Below are 17778 nucleotides of genomic sequence, written 5' to 3'. Positions count from 1 at the left end.
TGCCGCGCGGGCGAAGGTCGGATACAATGGGGCGCGCACCGAGGTCGTGGGGACTTGATCGGCTGATGAGCGGATGGGCACCGTGGCGGGAGGCGCTCTTCGCGGACCGCGAGGAGGCCGGCCGGCTCCTGGCCGACCGGCTGCGCGCGTACCGGGGGGCCTCCGACGGGCTCATTCTGGCCCTGCCCCGCGGGGGCGTGGCCGTGGGATATACGTTGAGCCTGGCGCTGCGCCTGCCGCTGGACGTCTTCCTGGTGCGCAAACTCGGCGCGCCGGGAAATCCGGAGTTCGCGATCGGAGCGATGACCGAGACGGGGTCGGTTCATCTGAATCCGGGCGCGCCGGAGGTCCTGGAGACGCTCTCCGCCCCGGCCGGGTATCTGGAGCATGCCGTGCGCATTCAGAAGGAAGAGATCGCCCGCCGGCAGGCTCTGTACCGGAAGGGCCGCCCCCTGCCCTCGCTCGCGGATCGGACGGTCTTGCTGGTAGACGACGGGATCGCCACCGGCGCCACCTTTCTGGCCTCGGTCGAGGCGCTGAAAGGGCTGGGCGTGAAACGGCTGGTCGCGGCCATTCCGGTCGGACCGGCGGACACCTTGCGGGAAGTCGGCCGGCGGGTGGACGAGCTGGTGGTCCTGATGGCTCCAGAACCGTTCTTCGCGGTCGGCAACCACTATGCGGATTTCAGCCAAGTCGAGGACGAGAAAGTCATCCGATACATGGCCGAGGCGGCGGCCGCCTTGCGGGAAGGGGGGGCCGCGCCGGAGCGGAAAGGAGAAGCGTCATGAAAGTCAGGGACGTGATGACGAGCCCCGTCCAGTACTGCGCCCCCGAGACGAATCCGGCCGAAGCGGCGACGAAAATGTGGGACAGCGACTGCGGAATCCTGCCGGTGGTCGATTCCACGGGCAGGGTCGTCGGCCTGATCACCGACCGCGACATTTGCATGGCGGCGGCCACGAGGCGCAAACCCGTCTCTGCATGAACGATCTCGTGCTGCAAGCCGAGGAGACCGGGGGCAAGCGGGTCCCGGACCTCTCCTGCGAAGACGTCATGCGTGCGCTGAAGGCGATCAGCGCCCACCGGGCTCTCGTCTCGGCCTGAGGTCGGCCCGCAGGTCCCGTCGGCGCGACGGGGCGGTCGCTCTTCCGGGGATAGGAGGCGGGCGTGTATCGCCGAGTGATGGCATTCGATTTCGACGGGACGCTCGCGGAGGACGGGACCATCCCCCCGGAGCTGGAATCCGCGCTCGATCAATGTCGCGCGTCCGGCCACTCGCTGTTCCTCGTCACCGGCCGGCGCTTCGAGACGGTGTCCCTGGGCCGGGCCGGCAGGCTGTTCTCCGGCATCGTCTGGGAAAACGGGGCGGTCCTGGCGCACCCGGCGAGCGGGGAAGTTTACCTTCCGTTCGGCCAGCTCAGCGGGCGGTTGTTGAAGGCGCTGGAGGAGACGGAGATCCCGTTTGAGCGGGGGCTGGCGATCGCCGCGACCTGGACGCCCTACAACCAGCAGGTCTGGCAGGTGGTCGGCTCGCACGGAGGCAGCGCCTCGATCGAGTACAACAAGGGGAACGTGATGATCATCCCGCCGGGAGCCGCCAAGGGGGCGGGCCTGGAACGGCTGCTCACGATCTGCGGGTTCTCGGCCAGGAATCTGGCTGCGTTCGGCGATGCGGAGAACGATCTCTCGATGATGACGCTGGCGGAAGTCGGGGTCGCGGTCGGCGACGCGGTCCCAGCCGTCCGTGACGCCGCGGACGTGGTGGCGAACGAGCCGGGCCCGGCCGGCGTGCTGGAGGTGTTGCGTCGCTATCCGCTGGCCGGCCAGTTCCTGGACATCCCGTTGAAGCGCGAGCGGCCGGTTCTGCTGGGACAGGATGAGGCCGGCCGGCCGGTGTCCCTGCCGGCTTCTCGTCTGGCCGGTCGGAACCTGGGCGTGTTCGGGGACTCGGGGACTGGCAAGTCCTGGATGGTCGGGTTGCTGGCCGAGGGCCTGCACCACGAGGAGTATCAGGTGCTGCTCATTGATCCGGAGGGGGATTTCCGGGGCCTCCGGATCCTGCCGCGCTTTCTGGCGCTGGAGGGCGACCGAGACTCCATGCCGTCGCCCTCCGCGGTGGCGGCTTTGCTGGAATCCGCCGGGGTGTCGGTGGTCCTGGACCTCAGCCGCTATCCCGTTGCGCTGCGGGGCGCCTATCTGGCCGATCTGGTCCGCGTGCTGCACCCGCTGCGGGGACGCAAGTACCGGCCGCACTGGATCGTCCTGGAGGAAGCTCAGCAATTTTTGGGGGAGGGGAGCGAGATCACCGACCTGGTCGCTCCGCTGCTCGGGGAGGGCGGGTGGGCGTTCGTCTCCTACCGGCCGGACCGGCTGGCTCCCGCGGTTCTGCACGCGCTGCACCATTGCCTGTTCACCCGGCTGACCGAGCCGGAAGCGTTGCGAAGGGTCAAGGAGCATTGCGGGGCCTGCGGGGTGGACAGCATCGACGTCGGCGCGACTCCCGCCGGTTCCGTGCTGCTGTGCGGGGGGCCGGTCGTGCAACTGCGTCCGGCCATCCGGCGGGTTCCGCACGCGCGGCACGTCTACAAGTACCTGGACGTTCCGCTTCCACCGGGCAAGCGCTTCTGGTTTCGTGACGAGGCCGGGGGGATCGGCCGGGAAGCCGCCAGCCTGTATGAGTTCCTGCAGATGATCCCGTCGCTGCCGATTGGGAGCCTGGAGTACCACGACCGTCGGCAGGACTTCGTGCGGTGGGCGGAAGAGGCCCTCGGCGACGCGGACTTGGCGGCGCGCCTGCGCAAGCTGTCCAACCGACGGCTCGCGCGAGAGGAGCTGCGGGAGGCGCTCAGACAGACCGTGGCGGCCTACTATGAAGGATTGACCGCGCTGCGGTAGCGCAGCCGGTATCAGACCGGGAAAGGAGAGAAAGCATGCGGAAGAACCTTGTCGGCGTGGCGGGCTTGCTGCTGATCGTCCTGGCAGGCTCCTGGGTCTCGGCCCAAGGAGACGGAAGGGTGCGGAGCGGGCAGGCCCTCTACGACGAGTATTGCTTCCGGTGCCACGGGATGAACGGGGAAGGCAACGGTCCCGAGGCCGAGAAGCTGATCGTGCGCCCGGCCAACCTGCAATCCATCCGGTCCCGCTCCAAGTCGGACTTCGAGATGCTGACGATCATCTCCTACGGGATCGCGTTCAGCCCCATGCACGGGTGGCGCGGCCGGATGAGCGACGAAGAGCTGCTGGAGGTGATCCGGTACGTCCGGCAGATCGCGCCGTTCAACCCCGCCCTATGACCATCTGCGGCCGGTCGCCTCGCGGTCCGAAACTCCCCCGCGCTCCGACCGTGGCCCGGCCCCCCGGCACGAAACGACTGCCGCCGAGCCTGGGTTCCTGCCTGTTCTGTCTCGCCTGCCTGGTCGGCGCGGCGGCCGCCGGTCCCCTCCCCATCACGCCCGACATCGAAGTGTTCGTCAGGGCCGGATGTCCCCGCTGCGCCGAGGCGGAAGTCTTTCTGGAGGCGTTGCAACGGGAACGCCCGACGCTCCGGATCCTGCTCCGCGACGTGGCGCAGGAGCCGGGCGCCCTCGCGCGATTGAACGAGCTCGCCGCCAGCCACGGGATCGCCACGATCGGCGTGCCGGCCTTCTCACTGCGCGGGGAACTGCTCATCGGCTACGCCGGCCCCGAGACCACCGGGGCCCGGCTCAGGACGCTGCTGGACCGGCCGCCAGCGCGGTCCGTGGAGCCGGCTCCGGAGGGGGCCTGCGTGCCGGAGGCGGCCAAGCCGCGCCTCTACGCGCAAGTCCGTCGCATCCTCCGGGCCGACAACCTGACCGGCGCCCTCGTGGCCGTTGTCGTCTTGGCGGTCCTGGTCAACTTGGTCGAGCTGCTCTGCACGGCCGGATTCCCGGCGGTCTACACGCAGATCCTCACCCTCCATAAGTTGCCTTGGTGGGAATACTATGCTTATCTAGGGCTGTACAACGTGGCCTACATCCTGGACGACGGCGTGATGGTCGCGATCGCGGTCGTCACGCTGAGCCGGTGCAAGCTCCAGGAGCGGGCGGGACGCTGGTTGAAGCTGGTCAGCTGGGCGGTCATGGTCGGGTTGGGGCTCGTGCTGATCTTCGAGCCGGGATGGCTGGCGTGGTGACGGCGACCGTGAGGCCAGGGGACGAGCCGTCTGCGTGAGGTGAAGGGGATGGCCATCAAGGAAACGACGCAAGCCCGCGAGCACGCTCTGCCCACCACGGTCTACACGCTCACGCCCGAAACCTCGGTCGATCAGGCCGCCTACCTGATGGCTTCGCGGGGAGTGGGAAACGTCGTCGTGGTCCAGGGGGGCAGGCCCGTGGGGATCCTGACCGACCGGGACATCGTGGTGCGCGTCACGGGGGCGGGCCTGGATGCCAGGGACCTGACCGTGGCGGACGTCATGTCCCAGCCCGTGATTACGATCCGGCACGACGTCGACATCAGCCACGCCGTGGCGCTCATGAGCCGGCACGGGATCAGGCGGCTGCCGATCGTGGACGACGAAGGGGCGCTCGTGTCCATCCTCACGCTGGACGATCTCCAGATGATGGGCCTCTCGGACCGGCCGGAGCTCAGCGGGCTCATCGAGCGGCAGCTTCACTCCGAGCAGGGACCGCCCAGGCGAGGCCGGCGGCGTCGGGCTCCGCCGCCGGTCACGGTGGGCTCCGCCGCGGAGCCGCCACCGTCGCTCTCCGGCCCCGTGACGCGGATCGCCCGGCCCTCGGCGGTCGCGCCCCTCGCCAAGGGCGCGCCGGTCCCCCAGGGCCAGGTCAAGCCACTGGGCCGGTTAACGGAGGCCCTCATCAACTGGTTCGATCTGCACCTGTTTTGGTTCGTCTGGCTGCTGCTCCTGCTCGTCGTCACGCTGGCCGTGTGGGTTCTCAGCCAGTTCTTGGGCGGGCCGGGCAGACACTAGACGCGGTAGACGATCGGATGGAGCCGGACGGGGAGAAGAGGACCGGTATGTCGGGCGCGGCTGCGGCGAAGACCGAGACCCAACCGGAGGCCGATCAGTGGCTCCCGGCGACGGTCTATACGGTCGCACCGGACAGCCAGGTGAGCGAGGTGGCGCGCCAGATGGCCGGCAAGGGCGTGGGGACGGTCGTGGTCGTCCAGGACCAAAAGCCGGTCGGCGTGCTGACCGACCGGGACATCGTGGTGCGCGTCACGGGAGCGGGGCTGGATCCGAAGAGCGTGCGAGTGCGGGACGTCATGTCCAAACCCCCGATCACGGTGACCAGGAATGCGGAGATCAGTCAGGCGGTCGGGTTGATGAGACTCTACGGAATCCGCCGCCTGCCGATCGTGGACGAGGAAGGCCGGCTGGTTTCGATCGTCACGATGGACGACGTCATCCTGCTCGGGTTCGATCAATGGCCGGACCTCAGACACGTCCTCGAGCGACAACTCAGGCCGAGCAGCCGGAAACCGGAGATCCTGCCGGTGCTCCCGGCGATGCCGAGCCCTCAGCCGTCCGAGCGGGGCGCGCAGCCCGGGCCGGCCATGCGCGGCCTCAAAGGCCCCGTGTCCGCCGTCGCCCGTGCCTCGGTGACGGCGCCGGCGGAAGCATTCCACCGCCGACCCTGGTACGACGTCGTGCGGACCTGGTGGCGCCGAAACCGAATCTGGCTGCTCCTCGTGCTGTTCCTTTCCCTGCTCGGGGCAGCCTCGGCCATGATCATGGATCTCTTCGTGCGAGCCGACCTGACCGGCTATCAACCCGATGAAGAACGCCGGCTCTTCCTGGAGGAGCGGCGGCTGTTCTTCGAGAAGCAGGCGCGCGAGCAGGAGGAGCGGGAAGAGCAGGCTACCAAATCACGCGAGCCGTAGGTCAACGCCCTCCCGAGGCCGGCGATGTCCTTTGAAGAGATCTTCCTGAGCGTTCTTGTCGCCCTCGCGGCCGGCTCGCTGATCGGGCTCGAGCGCGAGCAGTCCCGCGCACTGGACAAACGGTTCAGCATCGGCGGCGTCCGCACGTTCCCGCTGATCGCGCTCGCCGGAGCCCTCTCCGCCCTCGTCTCCCACACCATGGGCATCTGGCCGGTCCTCGGGGCACTGCTCGTCGTGGGCGCGTTCCTGGCCGTGTCCTACTTCCAGGAATGGAGCCGGGACGTCGTGCCCGGCATCACCACGCAGGTCGCGGCTCTGATCACGTTCCTCCTCGGCGTCATCGCCCTGCTCCCCGACCTGCCGCTGGCCACCGGCCAGCGCTACCTGCTGATCGTGGCCAGCGCGGCGGTCGTGATGGCGCTGCTGTCGTTCAAGGAGCCGCTGCACCACGCGGTGGCGCGCGTGTCCGAAGACGATCTCTACGCCACGGTCAAGTTCGTCATCCTCGCGCTCGTCGTGCTGCCGCTGCTGCCCGACCGGACGTTCGGCCCGTACGACGTGCTCAATCCGTTTCACATCGGCCTCATGATCGTCTTGATCGCGGGCATCAGCTTCCTCGGCTACGTCGCGGCGCGCATCGTAGGGGAAACGCAGAGCTTGGCGCTCACGGGCGTCCTGGGCGGGCTCGTGTCCTCGACGGCCGTGACCGTCAGCGTGGCCGCGCGGGTCAAGCAGGCGCCCGCCACCACGACGCTCGCCGCCGTGGCCATCCTGACGGCGTCCAGCACGATGTTCGCCCGGATCCTCACGATCGTCGGCATCGTGGACGTCGGGCTCCTGCCGGCCCTCCTCTGGCCGCTCGGGGTCATGACGGTCGTCGGGTACGGCTCGGCGCTGGTCTGGTACCTCCGGTCGCGCCAGGCCCTGCCGGAGACGGAACCGGTTTCCCATCGCAACCCGTTCGAGTTGCGTGCGGCCCTCCAGTTCGGGGCCTACTATGCGGCGGTCATCTTCGTCGCCAAGGCGGCCCAAAGCCTGTTCGGCGACGCGGGACTGTACCTTTCCAGCCTGCTGGCCGGCACGACCGATGTGGACGCCATCAGCCTGTCGATGGCCCGGTTTCACCTTGAGGGGTTGGCGGACCGCACCGCCGCCGTCGCGATCACGCTCGCGGCCGTCACCAACACGGCGGTCAAGACCGGGTTGGCCTTCTGGCTCGGGGGGGGCAAGCTGGCGGTCCGGGTGGCGTCGGGAATGGGCGCGGCGATGGGCGCCGGCTGGCTGGCGCTGCTGCTGATCCGGTAGCGAGCCGGCCACCGCGACGCAGGATTAGCTCCGCGCCAAGGCTGCGGCGGCCAACAGCACTGCGAGCCCCAACACCAGCCCGGCACGGGCGAGCCAAGGGGCCGATCGGATCATGAACGAATCCAGCCCGGCCCGCGGCTTCTGCGGGGCGCCCAACAGCCGTCCGACCCTCGGTCCGAGCCAGAAGTCGTGGAGCCCGGTCAAGACGATGAGGACTCCCACCAGCAACAGTTTTGCCTTGGCCGCCGGAGGCCAGGCGGCCGGATCGAGGAGCGAGGGCACTCGCTGGCTGAGGAGGACCGGTCCGGTGGCGACCAGGAGAGCGATAGCGGTCCAGACCACCGCGCGGAACCGGCGTCCGACTGCTCGGAAAAGCGGCCCCCGCTGCGCGGCGAGAGGCGGGTGCTTCAAAACCGGCGCAACGACCAGGGACAGGAAGACCATCCCGCCGATCCAGGCGACCGCAGCCAGCAGGTGGACCCAGATCAGGAGGAGCAGCATGGTGGAGAGCTGAAACGCCGTCGGCGGTCAGCTCTCGGCTCGGAGCTGGCTGCCGATGGCTGATTGTTGACGACTGACCGCGGGAGGCTGGGACGGGCGGTTCGGCTTGATGAGGGGCGGAGAGGCCGGCATCCGGCCGGCCTGGGTCTGCATCTCTTCGAACATCAAGCAGCACTTGAGCCGGCCGCAGATGCCGATCAAGCGGCTCTCGCTCAGAGAGCCCTCCTGCATCTGGCTGCGGGCTTTCTTGACGCTCACCGGTCTGAATTCGGTCATGAAGGCGGAGCAGCAGAGCGTAAGCCCGCAGGAGTCCACGCCGCCGATCCGCTTGGCCTCCTCCCGCGCGCCGATGTGCCGCATCTCGATGCGCCCCCCGAATCGGCGGGCCAGGTCCCGCACCAGTTGCCGGAAGTCTACCCGCTCCTCGGCCGCATAGACGAACGTGGTTTCCCGCCGCTGAAAGGAGCAGTAGACCTCCACCATTTTCATCCGGAGGCCCAGCGCCGCCGCCCGTTCGCGGCAGTAAACCATGCCTTCCTTGGCGATCCGCTCGTGCCGGACGATCTCGGTCCGGTCCGCGTCGGTGGCCGGCCGCAGGATCGTCGTCATGACCCGCATCGGCGGAATGAAGGGCATCGGGGCCGGCTCCGAATACACCACGCCGTAGGTCAGGTCGCCGCCCAGCTCGAGCATCACGCGGTCGCCGGCCCGGAGCGAAGCGTCGCCGACCGCCATCTTTTTGACGTCTCCCCTGTTCCGGACCTTGATCCCTGCGATCCGGATCGTGGCGGGAAACGTTTCCTGCATCTCTGCGAGAGACATGGGCTTCAGCGCTCGGTTCTCAAGGTCCCCCGAAAACGGGTCATCATACACAACTCGCCGGCGTTTGTGAATGGACAGGTTCAGGAACACGTCGGGGGCGCTGTTCAACCAGCCTGATGAGCGCGACCAGCCGGCACCGCGAAGATCCGGAGCGCGAGCGCCCAGCGCTCCTTCGCGCTTCACTCGGTTGGCGGAGGCGTTGCTTGGCGCGGTCTAGGATGCTTTGAAAAACGTGTCGTACACCCCGTATACCAGGATCAGGCCGATCACGGTGAACCACACGTAATCGCCTGCCGCGTACCCTCCCGAAGGTGCCTTGACCGCTTCTTCAGCCAGCGCCGCCGTGGGCCAGAAGGCGCCTGCGGTCATGATCGAGAACGTGGATTCTTTCGGCTGCTTCATGCAATCCTCCCTTTCCTTCACGCAGAAGAACTCGCTGTGTCGCTGCCGCGTCTGTCCCTCCGCCGTTCGGAAATGAGCCGATCGGAAGAGGAAGCGTGACACAGCCTACTATGGTCGGCCGAGCCGGCCCCATGATTGATGTCAAGCGCTCGAATAGGCCATTAGACCTATAGGAAGAAGAACCCGCAGCGGGTGCATCGGCTGGATCAGGCTCTCGCGGAACGTCTGACAGGTGGCAGGGTGGGAGCGCCGGGAATCCTGAAGACGTGGGTCGCCGAGATCGAACAACGGTGCAGGAGAATGAAGCACCAACTTCCGGTGTTCCGGCGGGCGGTTCCGCGAGCGGTTGGCATTACGGCTTGGCCAGGTGATGGCGAAGCGCGAACCGAACGAGCCCGACACGTCCGGAGACCCCGAGCTTCTCGCGCAGACGGGCACCGTGGTTTTCGACGGTCCGAACGCTCAAATTCAAGGCCGCCGCGATCTCCTTGTCGGTCAGACCCTCTCCGACCAGCCTGAGCAGCCCGCACTCGCGCGACGAAAGCGGCGGGAGAGCCCCTTGGCGCGCAGGCGTCTCGGCCCAATCCCCGGCCGCGGTCACGGCCTCCGGATACACGGTGCCTTCCGCTGCCATGCTTTCGTCGGTCTTCCGGATGTAAACCGTGACGCAGCAGTTCCGGGGGGGCGTGCCGTGGCCCTGCGTGAGACAGACTTTGGCGTAGCCGAACTGGTCCGCCGCGATTCCGCCGAAGACTCCGGACGTGAGCCGGCAGAAATCAGAGTTGCCGGCGACGCTGCGTCCGAACGGGCAAGACGGAATATTGAAGCGGAGCCGGTCCGCAGTCTCTTCGAGGAGAGAGCACGGCCACCCCATGCGCTCCGGGAGACTCTGCGAGAGGCAGCGGCCATACTCCTTCCGGGAGAAGGGAAGGCTCAGTCCGAGGGTCAACCGATGCTGTTCGCTGACCTGCCGGCCGATCTGAACCCCGATGCGCTGCAGCATACATTGCAGCACCGAGGGATGAACGAGCGCCCGTGTGGAGTCGAGGAAGGCGCTCAGGATCGTCTGGAGCATTTCGCGCTCTGGGACCACCCGCTCACCAGTAGAAATTGAGTAGATTTCCCCGGCTCATCGCGGGGCCAGCCCTCTCATGCGCTCCCGCCGGCTCCCCGATACGTACTGCAAGTAGGCGGGGAGAAAAGTACGCACCCAATACCACCCACAATCAACCAAGAGGGGGCCATCATGCAACCGACATTGCAAGCGGATCATCTTTCGGCACTGTCCAACGTCGGCCTGGACGACACCAAGGCGATTCCGCTCTATCAGACGCCCGAGCACCAGGTCTATTGGGTCGGCACCGTCACCGGCGGAGAGGAGGTGGAGTGCAACGCCTACCTCCTGGTGGACCGGGGCGAGGGCTACCTGCTGGAGCCGGGCGGGTACGACCGGTTTGTCCCCGTCCAGGAAAAGATCAACTCGGTGTTCTCCGCCCAGTCCTTGACCCATCTCCTCTTCAGCCACCAGGATCCCGACGTGTGCGCCTCGATCTCCTCCTGGCTGGAGTTCAACCCCCAGATCGCAGTGATCTGCCCGTCCCTCTGGCAGCGGTTCATGCCGCACTACATGGCGTACAACGTCAACTACCGGCTCATGAAGGACGACGGGCTGGCCCTGCCGCTGAAGAGCGGGGGGCAGCTCAGGTGTCTCTCGGCCCCCTACCTGCACTCTCCGGGGAACATGGTGATCTTCGACAGCGTGAGCGGCTTCCTCTTCACCGGCGACATCGGGGCGGCCGTGTACGCGGACGGCAAGCCGCGGCTGGTGATCGAGGACTGGGATCAGCAGGTCAAGGCCATGCGGGGCTTTCACCAGCGCTACATGAGCTCCAATCGCGCGGTCTCGGCCTTCATCCGCAGCGTCGCGGGACTCCCGATCACGGCCCTCGTCCCGCAGCATGGCGCGATCTTCCGAGGCGAGGAGGTCCAGAAATTTCTCCAGTGGCTCGGCGCGCTGCCCTGCGGAGTGGACTACCTGTTTCCGAACCAGTAGCGGCGGCCGGCCGCTCGCAGATGATGAGGAGCGAGGTGACGAATGGCCGACTACTCTGACGCGATTAGGGAACATACCAAGATGGCGGCGCAGCTCTACAAAACCAGACTGCCCGAGATCGAGAAACTGGCCGGATTCAGCATCTTCCCGGACGGGTCGAATACGGCCTCCAAGGCGGAGGACGTCAAACGGTACCTCCTGGCGATTCAGACCGTCGGGGGAGCCGTCTCGTTCACGAGCGCCAAGATGGTGGTCACGAACGCGATCCACAGGCTGGGCCTGGCCCCTGTGCCGGTCTGATCGGCGCGCGCCCCTCCGCAGGCTTCTTGCGGAGGGGCGCCCCGATGGGATTCGGTGTCTGTCGGACTGTCAGTCACCTGCGGCCGTCGCATGTGACGCCTGATCGTGCCTGATGAGGTTTCTGGCCAGCCCCGTCCGCGACAGGGTGAAGATCATCCACTTGGACGGGTCGAAGTTGTACCACCGGGGCCCGTTACGGTAATCCCGTGGAAAGGCGTGGTGGTAGTTGTGATACCCCTCCCCGAACGTGACCAGTGAGACCCACCAACTGTCCCGGCTGGTGTTGGTTTGGTCGTAAGGTTGGCGGCCCCATAGGTGGCAGACGGAATTGATGCAAAACGTGGAGTTGAGGACCAAAAACACCCGCGCGACTCCGGCCAGCAGGAAGCAGCCGAGTCCGCGCAAGCTGCCCCCCGCGAGCCAGCCGGCGATGAACGGCAGGGCCAATCCGGAGAGGACGATCAGAGGGTACCAACGGTGCTGCCAGAGCACGACGCGATCCTTCCGTAGCCAGGGAGCGTACTGCTCGCTGTAGCGTGTGTCTTTCAAGAAGACCCACCCGCAGTGGCTGTGCCAGAACCCTTTTCTCGCGTTGTACGGATCGTCCTCCGTATCCACACGGGCATGATGGCGCGCGTGGTCAGCGGCCCATTTCAACGCCGAATTTTCCATGGTCCATCCTCCCGCAACGAGCAGCAGAGCCTTGACCCAGTCTGGGCACTGAAAGCTCCCGTGCGCGATGAGACGGTGGTAGCCCACGGTGATGCCGAGGCCACTGATTGCGTAAAGCATCCCACAGAGCGTCCAGTCCAGCCAAGTGTACCCGTACAGGGAGCCGAACAAGGGTACCCCAACCAGGGCGGTCACGGTCACGAGGATAAACAGTGCGCTTGCCGGAACATCCAACCGGTTCAGATTGATCCGAGAGTTTTGTTGTCGAACTGTCTTCTCGCTGGCCATTGGACCTGTCGTGAAGGCGCGAGACGCACGGCATAGGGAACGGTCACCAACCGGACACCAGCCAAAACGCAGATTCCCCCCCGAGCACCGCACCCCGATCCGTGTGCCGAGCTCCCCTTGGCAACTGCACAGGAGTCCCGGGAATTGGGGCCGACTCTTACTCCAGTTCGCCCGCCCGGCCTATGACGGAGATCAACGTTTTGAGTGGACCGTTGGACCTATGCGGGAACGACGCCGAAACGAGGAGCGGGCAGGCAATGGCTTAGCGCTAACAGCGAATAGCTGACGGTTTCGTGCTGTTCGCTGATTCTACCGCTGGGCAATCTTGGTCAGACGATCCGGGTTCAGCAGGGTGATGGAACGGCCGTCAAGGGAGATCAAGCCTTCGTCCCGAAAGGCTCCGAGGAGCCGGATGACGGTTTCGACCGTGACGCCGGCCATTTCGGCGACCTCCTCGCGCTTGAGGGTGATGCCGACCCGGACTCCCTGGCGAGCCTCGCTGCCGAACCGCTCGCCCAGCTCCAACAGCAGGCTCGCCAGCCGCTCGCGGGCGAGCTTGAAGGTGAACTGGTCGAGCTGGTTGATATGCATGCCGAGCTCGCGGCTCAAGAGTTGGATCAGCCTGAGGGCGAGGTCGCTGTGGCGCCTCACCAGCGCCAGGTATAGCTCCTTCTCAATCAGGCAGATCTGGGACACTTCCAGGGTCTCGCAGGTGACCTCATGAATCGCCCCATCCCGGAACGCATGCTTCTCGATCAATTCGCCGGACTCCAGGATCCGCACGATCTGCCGCTGCCCACGGCTCGAGGACCGGGTGAGCTTGACCTTGCCCGCGCATAACAGGTACAGGCCCAGGCAGGCGTGGCCTTCGTAGAAGACCACTTGATGGGGCTCGTACTGGAGAGAGCGCTTGATTTTCTGGAACGCGGCGAGTGCGTCTCCCTCGAGGTCGCACACCACGGATTTGGCCCGGAAGGTGCAAGTTCCGCAATCCTCGATGAGACAGGGTTTCCGTTTCATCCGCGTTGGCGCCCCGCGCCCGGGCGTCTTAGATGGTTGAGGACAGGCGGCTCGCCGCTGACCGTGAACTCATTCGGATCACCGTGATTTTCAACAGGATGGCCCTTGCGCGGCGGAGCAGGTGGTCGTATGCGGCCTCATGACCGGCGGGCTGCCATGGTCCAGCCGGTAAAGCTGGTCGGGTGCGGGAGCTGCGGCAGGCCAGACCGCTGGGCTTCCGTCTGGCTCCTGTCGGACCACGTCGAGCGCGCAACTCTGATGAAGATGGCAGCCCTGCGCGCGCAAGGGTTCTTCCAGTGCCTCCAATGGCCACCAGTGGGCGGTGACCAGGTCGCGCAACGCCCGGTTCCTTCCGCTGAAGACGAACACCGGGTGGTCGGGCAGCCAGTCGGCTCCGCCGTTAGCGTAGGCGACGAGCAGACGCGCCCGTGCGCTCGCCACCAGCTGTGACAGATAGTCCGGTGCCACGCAGCAATTTTCCCCGACCTCCAGCCACCGGCCTGGGGGCGAGAGGCACGCATAGGCGGCGAAAGCCCGCAGCTCCAGCAGTTGACCAGGCTGGGCGTAGACCGTGCTGATCGGCCCGTGCCGCCGGACGAGTTCGTCAATGACTCCGTCTTGGACCACGTTGTCGCCGGCGTTCGTGGGCCCGCTGTCCACGTGGATCAGGCTGTTGCACCCCCGGTCCACGATCAGATAGCAGTTGCGGGGCATGCCCAGTTCGCACGCGCATTCTCCGTAGAACGGGACCGCGACGACGGCCCCGCCATCGAATGGCCACGCATCGCCGTGAGCCAGTTCGACGATGTTCGTAAAGCCGAGCCCGCTTAGCAGCGCCCGGTAGTCGTAGAACAGGGCGCGGCGATTGACCCGGCTGGGTACGATCACCGGGGTTTCCTTCGGAAAGGCGAGCAACGTGCGGGGATCCACATGGTCGTCATGGTCGTGCGTGAGGAAAATCGCGGCCGGCTTCGGCAGCAGGGTCGTCCAGAGGGATGGCACCGGAGCTTCGGCGAACCAAGGAATGAGCCAGGGATCGAAGAGCAGGAATCGGTCACGCTGCCGATACAGCAGGGCGGCGTGGCCGAGGTGCACCATGTCGCGATCCTGGGTCGCCCGCAGCCATTGCTCCCGGATCGAAGAATCCGAGGAGGGGGCGAGCCCGCCGAGGCTGTCAAGCCGCTCCGTGAGGCGGGTCAGGTAGGCTGCCAACTGGGGACCGAACACCATGCCCAGCCGCCGCAACTCCGCCTGGAGGTCCCCGACCGTTTGGGTTCCGTCCAGACAGCCGATCCATCGTCCGACCGCGTGGGCCGGATGCTGATCCAGGCCGACCGAGACGGTTTGCCTGGTTGCCGCGTTGAAGAGGCGCAGGCCGGAATAGCGGATAGGGGCGGACTGCCCGGCGTCCAACGGGTACTCCCAGTAAAAGGCGCCGTCCGGGCTGCGCCCGCATCGAATCATCCGGCGCAAACGGGGCCGCGAGCGAACCACCTCGGCATAGGCGTCTTCCAGCCGCGTTCGGATCAACGGATCGTCGGCTCGGGCGCGGCCGGCGAACACGTCGCCGATCACGATGTCAATGGCGCCCGAGAGGTGCTGATGGACTTCATGGAGCCCGGCCGCGACACGAGGCGCGATCCCGCCGAGAAACGGGAACGGGCCAGGCGGCTCGGAACTCTCGAACTCAATCCACACCCAGGGAGCCAAGCCGAAGTACTGGCGGCCGGAAAAGTTGCTCCAGAAAGTATCCACGAGATCAAACCCTTAGCAAATACTAATGCCAGAAGACGGCGTTCCACCTTATGACAATCATCAATATTATTATTGATCGTGGTCATCCAGGGTGGTCTTCCTTTATGGTCTGGTTGGAATGGCCCATGCCAGCGAACGTGTTTTCTCTTCTGCCGTCGCCGATTGACCGGCTGGTCTTTCCCGCGACCGATCAGGCTCTTGAGTGCTTGACGGTGCGGCGGGCGGATCTCTTGCCGGCCGACTTCGACGGAGGCGTGTGTTACCGTCTGGGCGGGGATGGGCCGGGCTTCGTGATCTGGGCCACCGGTCACCGGATCGTCTACGGTGCGCATGGGCGGCGGGTGCTCTGCACCGACCCTTCCGGGACTGTGTTGCACGAGTGTGAATGGCAGCCGGACGGCTCTGGAGGGTTCAAACTGGCTCGCGCTCGTATTCGTCTGGACTCGCTCCTGTGGATCGGCTTGCTGCCGGAAGCGGTCGTCCACAGGACCACCCTGGACCTCGGTCGGCGGCCCACCGTGATGTTCGAGGCGCCTGAATGCCTACGCCGCATGGCCGCTCGGGCTTGGCGTGTGCCGCTCGAGGATGTGCGGTACTTTTTCCCGGACGAGAGCTTCGAGCAAGACGGCGATGATCGGGTCACGATCCACCTCAAGAAGGATGGGCTCTACCTACTGGAGGACGGAACCTTCGACAGCCGAACCTTCCTCAGCTACATGGGGGCCATGCCTTGGCATAGGCTTAACCTCCTCAACGTGGTGGAGTTGTTCCAATCCACCCTCCCCGGAACCGGCAGCGCAGTTTTCGAGTTGATTTGGGGATTGTGTGACGATCAGCGCCGGACCGATGGCACCGTACCCCTGCACTATCGCGGTCTCCCAACTTATCCTTCGGAGCCGGCCTACGGGCTGTTCTCGTCATTCTTCCGGCCGGAGGCACCCGATGGAGCCGATCCCCACGACTGGTTCGTGGATCCGTCGCGGGCGAGTCAGATCGCCTGGTGGCCGAGGTCCGACCCGCCATGGCGCTACGTTGATTGGTCCAGGCACCTCGCTGTCACGGTCCAAGGCGGGATGGCCAGGAAGGTCACGGTGATGAACGACCCGGCAGGCGTTCCCTATGTCGCGCCCGGCACGCGGAGCTGGGTCTCGTGCGATCGGGCGGTGGTCGTCGCGGGGAACCGCCTGCGGCTGCGGGATGGCCTCTCGGTCCAGTCCTTTGATCTCGATCCCGCCTGGGGTATCACTGGCGATACGCCTCCGTCCCGACCGGAGAAATATCCCTTCGATTGGCGCGTCTTCTTCTGCGGCCACCCGCCGTCTCTCGATCCCGGCCGCGCGCACTCGCTGGCCCTCTTCTATCCGGATGATGAGACGGAGGTGGAGGAACTATCCACACAGCCCTTCGTCCTGGAGCAAATCTTTGCGAGCTTCAATGCGCTTTCTGACCTTCTCGGGAGGCTCGGCTGGATCAGGCGGGTCTTGATTGATGGGCTGGATGCGGTGATCGCCGGGTGTATTGATCAGGACTACACCCGGCACCATACCGTGCTCTTCCGAAGCGCCGAATGGGCGCAAAAACAGGCCCAGGTGCTCTGGGACCGGGCCGCCCAGGCCGGCCGGTTGTCGGCGGTGCAAGACACGCGCTTCCTCCCGGCCGACCAGGGGCGGCCAGCGGCCTATTGCCGAGAGTATGAGCTGCTCTATTGCTGGATTCCGTTTGCGTGCTTTCGCGATCGGGAACGGTGCAGCGCAATGGTGGCGGACGTCAGCTCGGCCCTGGTCCGCACCGGCCTCGCCGTCGTGGCCGGGCCCAGGGAACTCCGCCCCGCCTTCGCGGCACATGGGCTGCGACTGGTCGACACCGCCGGCGTGGAGGATTTCACGCGGCTTCCATTGCTGCTCGAACACCTACGCTTGCATCCTCGAACGCGCCTGAACCCCGCGCTGGCCGTCTTCGTCGCCGAGAAGGGATAGGGCGGGTCCCATCGGGGCAAATCATGGAGGCTAGTGCGGGACATCCTGGGCACACCGGAAGCCGAGGTCGAAGCGCGCGCTCGTCGGCGCGAGGTAGTTGCGGTTTGTCGAACGGAGGTCATACAGCATGTGATACCACGAGCCGCCGCGGAGCACTTTGCTCCCGCCACGCGCGGGGCCGGTCGGGTTCCGATCCGGGCTGCTCTTGTAATAGTGCACATCATACCAGTCCGCCACCCATTCCCAGACATTGCCAGCCAGGTCGGCGATCTCGTAGGGACTCTTGCCCGCCTCCAGGCTTCCGACGGGAACGAAGGTCTCGTATCCGGTCCAGGCCGCGCCGAAATTCGCGCGGAGGCGGGTCGGCTCTTCGTTGCCCCAGGGGAACAGCCGTCCGTCCGTACCCCGAGCCGCTTTTTCCCATTCCGCTTCGGTCGGGAGGCGCTTTCCATAATGACGGCAGTAGGCGTCCGCATCATACCACGTGACGCCGACCACGGGACGCTCCCCGTCGGTCGCCGGGTTCACGTCTTTCCACTGCGTGGGCGATTCACGACCGGTCTCCTGAAAGAATCTGGCGTACTGCGACGTCGTGGCCTCGTGCCGATCCATGTAAAACGCGTCCAGATACACGCGGTGGACCGGTTGCTCGTCCGCGTCCCACTTGGCATGGCCCATCGTGAACTCTCCGGCTGGGACCAGCCGCATCGGGGCTCCGTCCCGGCCGACGATCTCGGGCGGATGGCTCTGGGCTGAGGCCGTTGAGGCCCACAGCAGGACAGCCACGAGCGGACCGTTCGCAATCAGGAACCGCACAGG

The 17778-nt window shown here is 66.2% G+C and carries 20 protein-coding genes; 12 read left to right on the top strand and 8 right to left on the bottom strand.

Annotated elements, in window-relative coordinates; all coding sequences use genetic code 11:
• Positions 1-65: 65 nt before the first annotated feature.
• From AB1411_14895 to AB1411_14855, 9 genes are all read left to right on the top strand, one after another.
• The gene (locus AB1411_14895; GenBank protein MEW6544883.1) at positions 66-788 is read left to right on the top strand and encodes a phosphoribosyltransferase family protein; all 723 of its coding nucleotides are present in this window, start codon (positions 66-68) and stop codon (positions 786-788) included.
• Positions 785-985 (top strand): CBS domain-containing protein, encoded by a 201-nt coding sequence (locus tag AB1411_14890; protein ID MEW6544882.1) that lies wholly within the window; start codon positions 785-787, stop codon positions 983-985. Before AB1411_14895 ends, AB1411_14890 begins: the two co-directional genes overlap by 4 nt.
• Complete coding sequence (locus tag AB1411_14885; GenBank protein ID MEW6544881.1) at positions 982-1104, top strand: hypothetical protein; 123 nt, start codon at positions 982-984, stop codon at positions 1102-1104. The genes AB1411_14890 and AB1411_14885 overlap by 4 nt, the downstream gene beginning before the upstream one ends.
• Before the next feature lie 63 nt (positions 1105-1167).
• A complete protein-coding gene (locus AB1411_14880; protein ID MEW6544880.1) occupies positions 1168-2895 on the top strand; it encodes an HAD hydrolase family protein in 1728 nt (575 codons plus the stop codon).
• Between the two features lie 35 nt (positions 2896-2930).
• On the top strand, positions 2931-3293 hold the full coding sequence (locus AB1411_14875; GenBank protein MEW6544879.1) for a cytochrome c: 363 nt from the start codon (positions 2931-2933) through the stop codon (positions 3291-3293).
• Positions 3290-4153 (top strand): hypothetical protein, encoded by an 864-nt coding sequence (locus AB1411_14870; protein ID MEW6544878.1) that lies wholly within the window; start codon positions 3290-3292, stop codon positions 4151-4153. The genes AB1411_14875 and AB1411_14870 overlap by 4 nt, the downstream gene beginning before the upstream one ends.
• Before the next feature lie 48 nt (positions 4154-4201).
• Complete coding sequence (locus AB1411_14865) at positions 4202-4951, top strand: CBS domain-containing protein (GenBank protein MEW6544877.1); 750 nt, start codon at positions 4202-4204, stop codon at positions 4949-4951.
• A 47-nt stretch (positions 4952-4998) separates the two neighbouring features.
• Positions 4999-5865, top strand: a complete 867-nt coding sequence (locus AB1411_14860; protein MEW6544876.1) for a CBS domain-containing protein — start codon at positions 4999-5001, stop codon at positions 5863-5865.
• A gap of 24 nt (positions 5866-5889) precedes the next feature.
• Positions 5890-7170 (top strand): MgtC/SapB family protein, encoded by a 1281-nt coding sequence (locus AB1411_14855; GenBank protein ID MEW6544875.1) that lies wholly within the window; start codon positions 5890-5892, stop codon positions 7168-7170.
• Positions 7171-7194: 24 nt separating this feature from the next.
• On the opposite strand, the gene AB1411_14850 is transcribed toward AB1411_14855, so the two are convergent.
• The 4 genes from AB1411_14850 to AB1411_14835 form a co-directional block, all read right to left on the bottom strand.
• The gene (locus AB1411_14850) at positions 7195-7671 is read right to left on the bottom strand and encodes a DUF4149 domain-containing protein (GenBank protein MEW6544874.1); all 477 of its coding nucleotides are present in this window, start codon (positions 7669-7671) and stop codon (positions 7195-7197) included.
• Positions 7672-7698: 27 nt separating this feature from the next.
• A complete protein-coding gene (gene ricT / locus AB1411_14845) occupies positions 7699-8493 on the bottom strand; it encodes a regulatory iron-sulfur-containing complex subunit RicT (protein ID MEW6544873.1) in 795 nt (264 codons plus the stop codon).
• A 213-nt stretch (positions 8494-8706) separates the two neighbouring features.
• Entirely contained in the window at positions 8707-8895 is a 189-nt protein-coding gene (locus AB1411_14840; protein MEW6544872.1) for a hypothetical protein, read from the bottom strand.
• A gap of 352 nt (positions 8896-9247) precedes the next feature.
• Positions 9248-9970, bottom strand: coding sequence for a LuxR C-terminal-related transcriptional regulator (locus tag AB1411_14835; GenBank protein MEW6544871.1), 723 nt, complete (start codon positions 9968-9970; stop codon positions 9248-9250).
• Positions 9971-10141: 171 nt separating this feature from the next.
• Between AB1411_14835 and AB1411_14830 the strand changes: the two genes are divergently transcribed.
• Positions 10142-10948, top strand: coding sequence for an MBL fold metallo-hydrolase (locus AB1411_14830; protein ID MEW6544870.1), 807 nt, complete (start codon positions 10142-10144; stop codon positions 10946-10948).
• 42 nt (positions 10949-10990) lie between these two features.
• Positions 10991-11248: a hypothetical protein gene (locus tag AB1411_14825; GenBank protein ID MEW6544869.1), complete on the top strand. Its 258-nt coding sequence runs from the start codon at positions 10991-10993 to the stop codon at positions 11246-11248.
• A 69-nt stretch (positions 11249-11317) separates the two neighbouring features.
• Here the strand turns inward: AB1411_14825 and AB1411_14820 are convergent, their stop codons facing one another.
• The 3 genes from AB1411_14820 to AB1411_14810 form a co-directional block, all read right to left on the bottom strand.
• Positions 11318-12115, bottom strand: a complete 798-nt coding sequence (locus AB1411_14820; protein ID MEW6544868.1) for a fatty acid desaturase — start codon at positions 12113-12115, stop codon at positions 11318-11320.
• A gap of 402 nt (positions 12116-12517) precedes the next feature.
• Positions 12518-13228 carry a Crp/Fnr family transcriptional regulator gene (locus AB1411_14815; GenBank protein ID MEW6544867.1) on the bottom strand — a complete coding sequence of 237 codons (711 nt, stop codon included), beginning with the start codon at positions 13226-13228 and terminating at the stop codon, positions 12518-12520.
• Positions 13229-13318: 90 nt separating this feature from the next.
• Positions 13319-14983 carry a hypothetical protein gene (locus tag AB1411_14810; protein MEW6544866.1) on the bottom strand — a complete coding sequence of 555 codons (1665 nt, stop codon included), beginning with the start codon at positions 14981-14983 and terminating at the stop codon, positions 13319-13321.
• Positions 14984-15108: 125 nt separating this feature from the next.
• On the opposite strand from AB1411_14810, the gene AB1411_14805 reads away from it, so the two are divergent.
• On the top strand, positions 15109-16959 hold the full coding sequence (locus AB1411_14805) for a hypothetical protein (GenBank protein MEW6544865.1): 1851 nt from the start codon (positions 15109-15111) through the stop codon (positions 16957-16959).
• 30 nt (positions 16960-16989) lie between these two features.
• On the opposite strand, the gene AB1411_14800 is transcribed toward AB1411_14805, so the two are convergent.
• On the bottom strand, positions 16990-17775 hold the full coding sequence (locus tag AB1411_14800; protein ID MEW6544864.1) for an SUMF1/EgtB/PvdO family nonheme iron enzyme: 786 nt from the start codon (positions 17773-17775) through the stop codon (positions 16990-16992).
• Positions 17776-17778 lie beyond the last annotated feature (3 nt).

The organism is Nitrospirota bacterium (genome assembly GCA_040757595.1).
Lineage (GTDB): Bacteria > Nitrospirota > Nitrospiria > Nitrospirales > Nitrospiraceae > JBFLWP01.
The sequence above is the reverse complement of the archived record's forward strand: the minus strand, read 5'-3'. Positions and strand labels throughout refer to the sequence as shown.

What these genes read in the sequence shown, in the direction of transcription:
- AB1411_14830 (MEW6544870.1), top strand. Translation starts at nt 10,142, where the DNA reads ATGCAACCGACATTGCAAGCGGATCATCTTTCGGCACTGTCCAACGTC.
- AB1411_14885 (MEW6544881.1), top strand. Translation starts at nt 982, where the DNA reads ATGAACGATCTCGTGCTGCAAGCCGAGGAGACCGGGGGCAAGCGGGTC.
- AB1411_14855 (MEW6544875.1), top strand. Translation starts at nt 5,890, where the DNA reads ATGTCCTTTGAAGAGATCTTCCTGAGCGTTCTTGTCGCCCTCGCGGCC.
- AB1411_14890 (MEW6544882.1), top strand. Translation starts at nt 785, where the DNA reads ATGAAAGTCAGGGACGTGATGACGAGCCCCGTCCAGTACTGCGCCCCC.
- AB1411_14870 (MEW6544878.1), top strand. Translation starts at nt 3,290, where the DNA reads ATGACCATCTGCGGCCGGTCGCCTCGCGGTCCGAAACTCCCCCGCGCT.
- AB1411_14865 (MEW6544877.1), top strand. Translation starts at nt 4,202, where the DNA reads ATGGCCATCAAGGAAACGACGCAAGCCCGCGAGCACGCTCTGCCCACC.
- AB1411_14815 (MEW6544867.1), bottom strand. Translation starts at nt 13,228, where the DNA reads ATGAAACGGAAACCCTGTCTCATCGAGGATTGCGGAACTTGCACCTTC.
- AB1411_14875 (MEW6544879.1), top strand. Translation starts at nt 2,931, where the DNA reads ATGCGGAAGAACCTTGTCGGCGTGGCGGGCTTGCTGCTGATCGTCCTG.
- ricT (MEW6544873.1), bottom strand. Translation starts at nt 8,493, where the DNA reads ATGTCTCTCGCAGAGATGCAGGAAACGTTTCCCGCCACGATCCGGATC.
- AB1411_14860 (MEW6544876.1), top strand. Translation starts at nt 4,999, where the DNA reads ATGTCGGGCGCGGCTGCGGCGAAGACCGAGACCCAACCGGAGGCCGAT.
- AB1411_14895 (MEW6544883.1), top strand. Translation starts at nt 66, where the DNA reads ATGAGCGGATGGGCACCGTGGCGGGAGGCGCTCTTCGCGGACCGCGAG.
- AB1411_14835 (MEW6544871.1), bottom strand. Translation starts at nt 9,970, where the DNA reads ATGCTCCAGACGATCCTGAGCGCCTTCCTCGACTCCACACGGGCGCTC.
- AB1411_14825 (MEW6544869.1), top strand. Translation starts at nt 10,991, where the DNA reads ATGGCCGACTACTCTGACGCGATTAGGGAACATACCAAGATGGCGGCG.
- AB1411_14840 (MEW6544872.1), bottom strand. Translation starts at nt 8,895, where the DNA reads ATGAAGCAGCCGAAAGAATCCACGTTCTCGATCATGACCGCAGGCGCC.
- AB1411_14805 (MEW6544865.1), top strand. Translation starts at nt 15,109, where the DNA reads ATGCCAGCGAACGTGTTTTCTCTTCTGCCGTCGCCGATTGACCGGCTG.
- AB1411_14850 (MEW6544874.1), bottom strand. Translation starts at nt 7,671, where the DNA reads ATGCTGCTCCTCCTGATCTGGGTCCACCTGCTGGCTGCGGTCGCCTGG.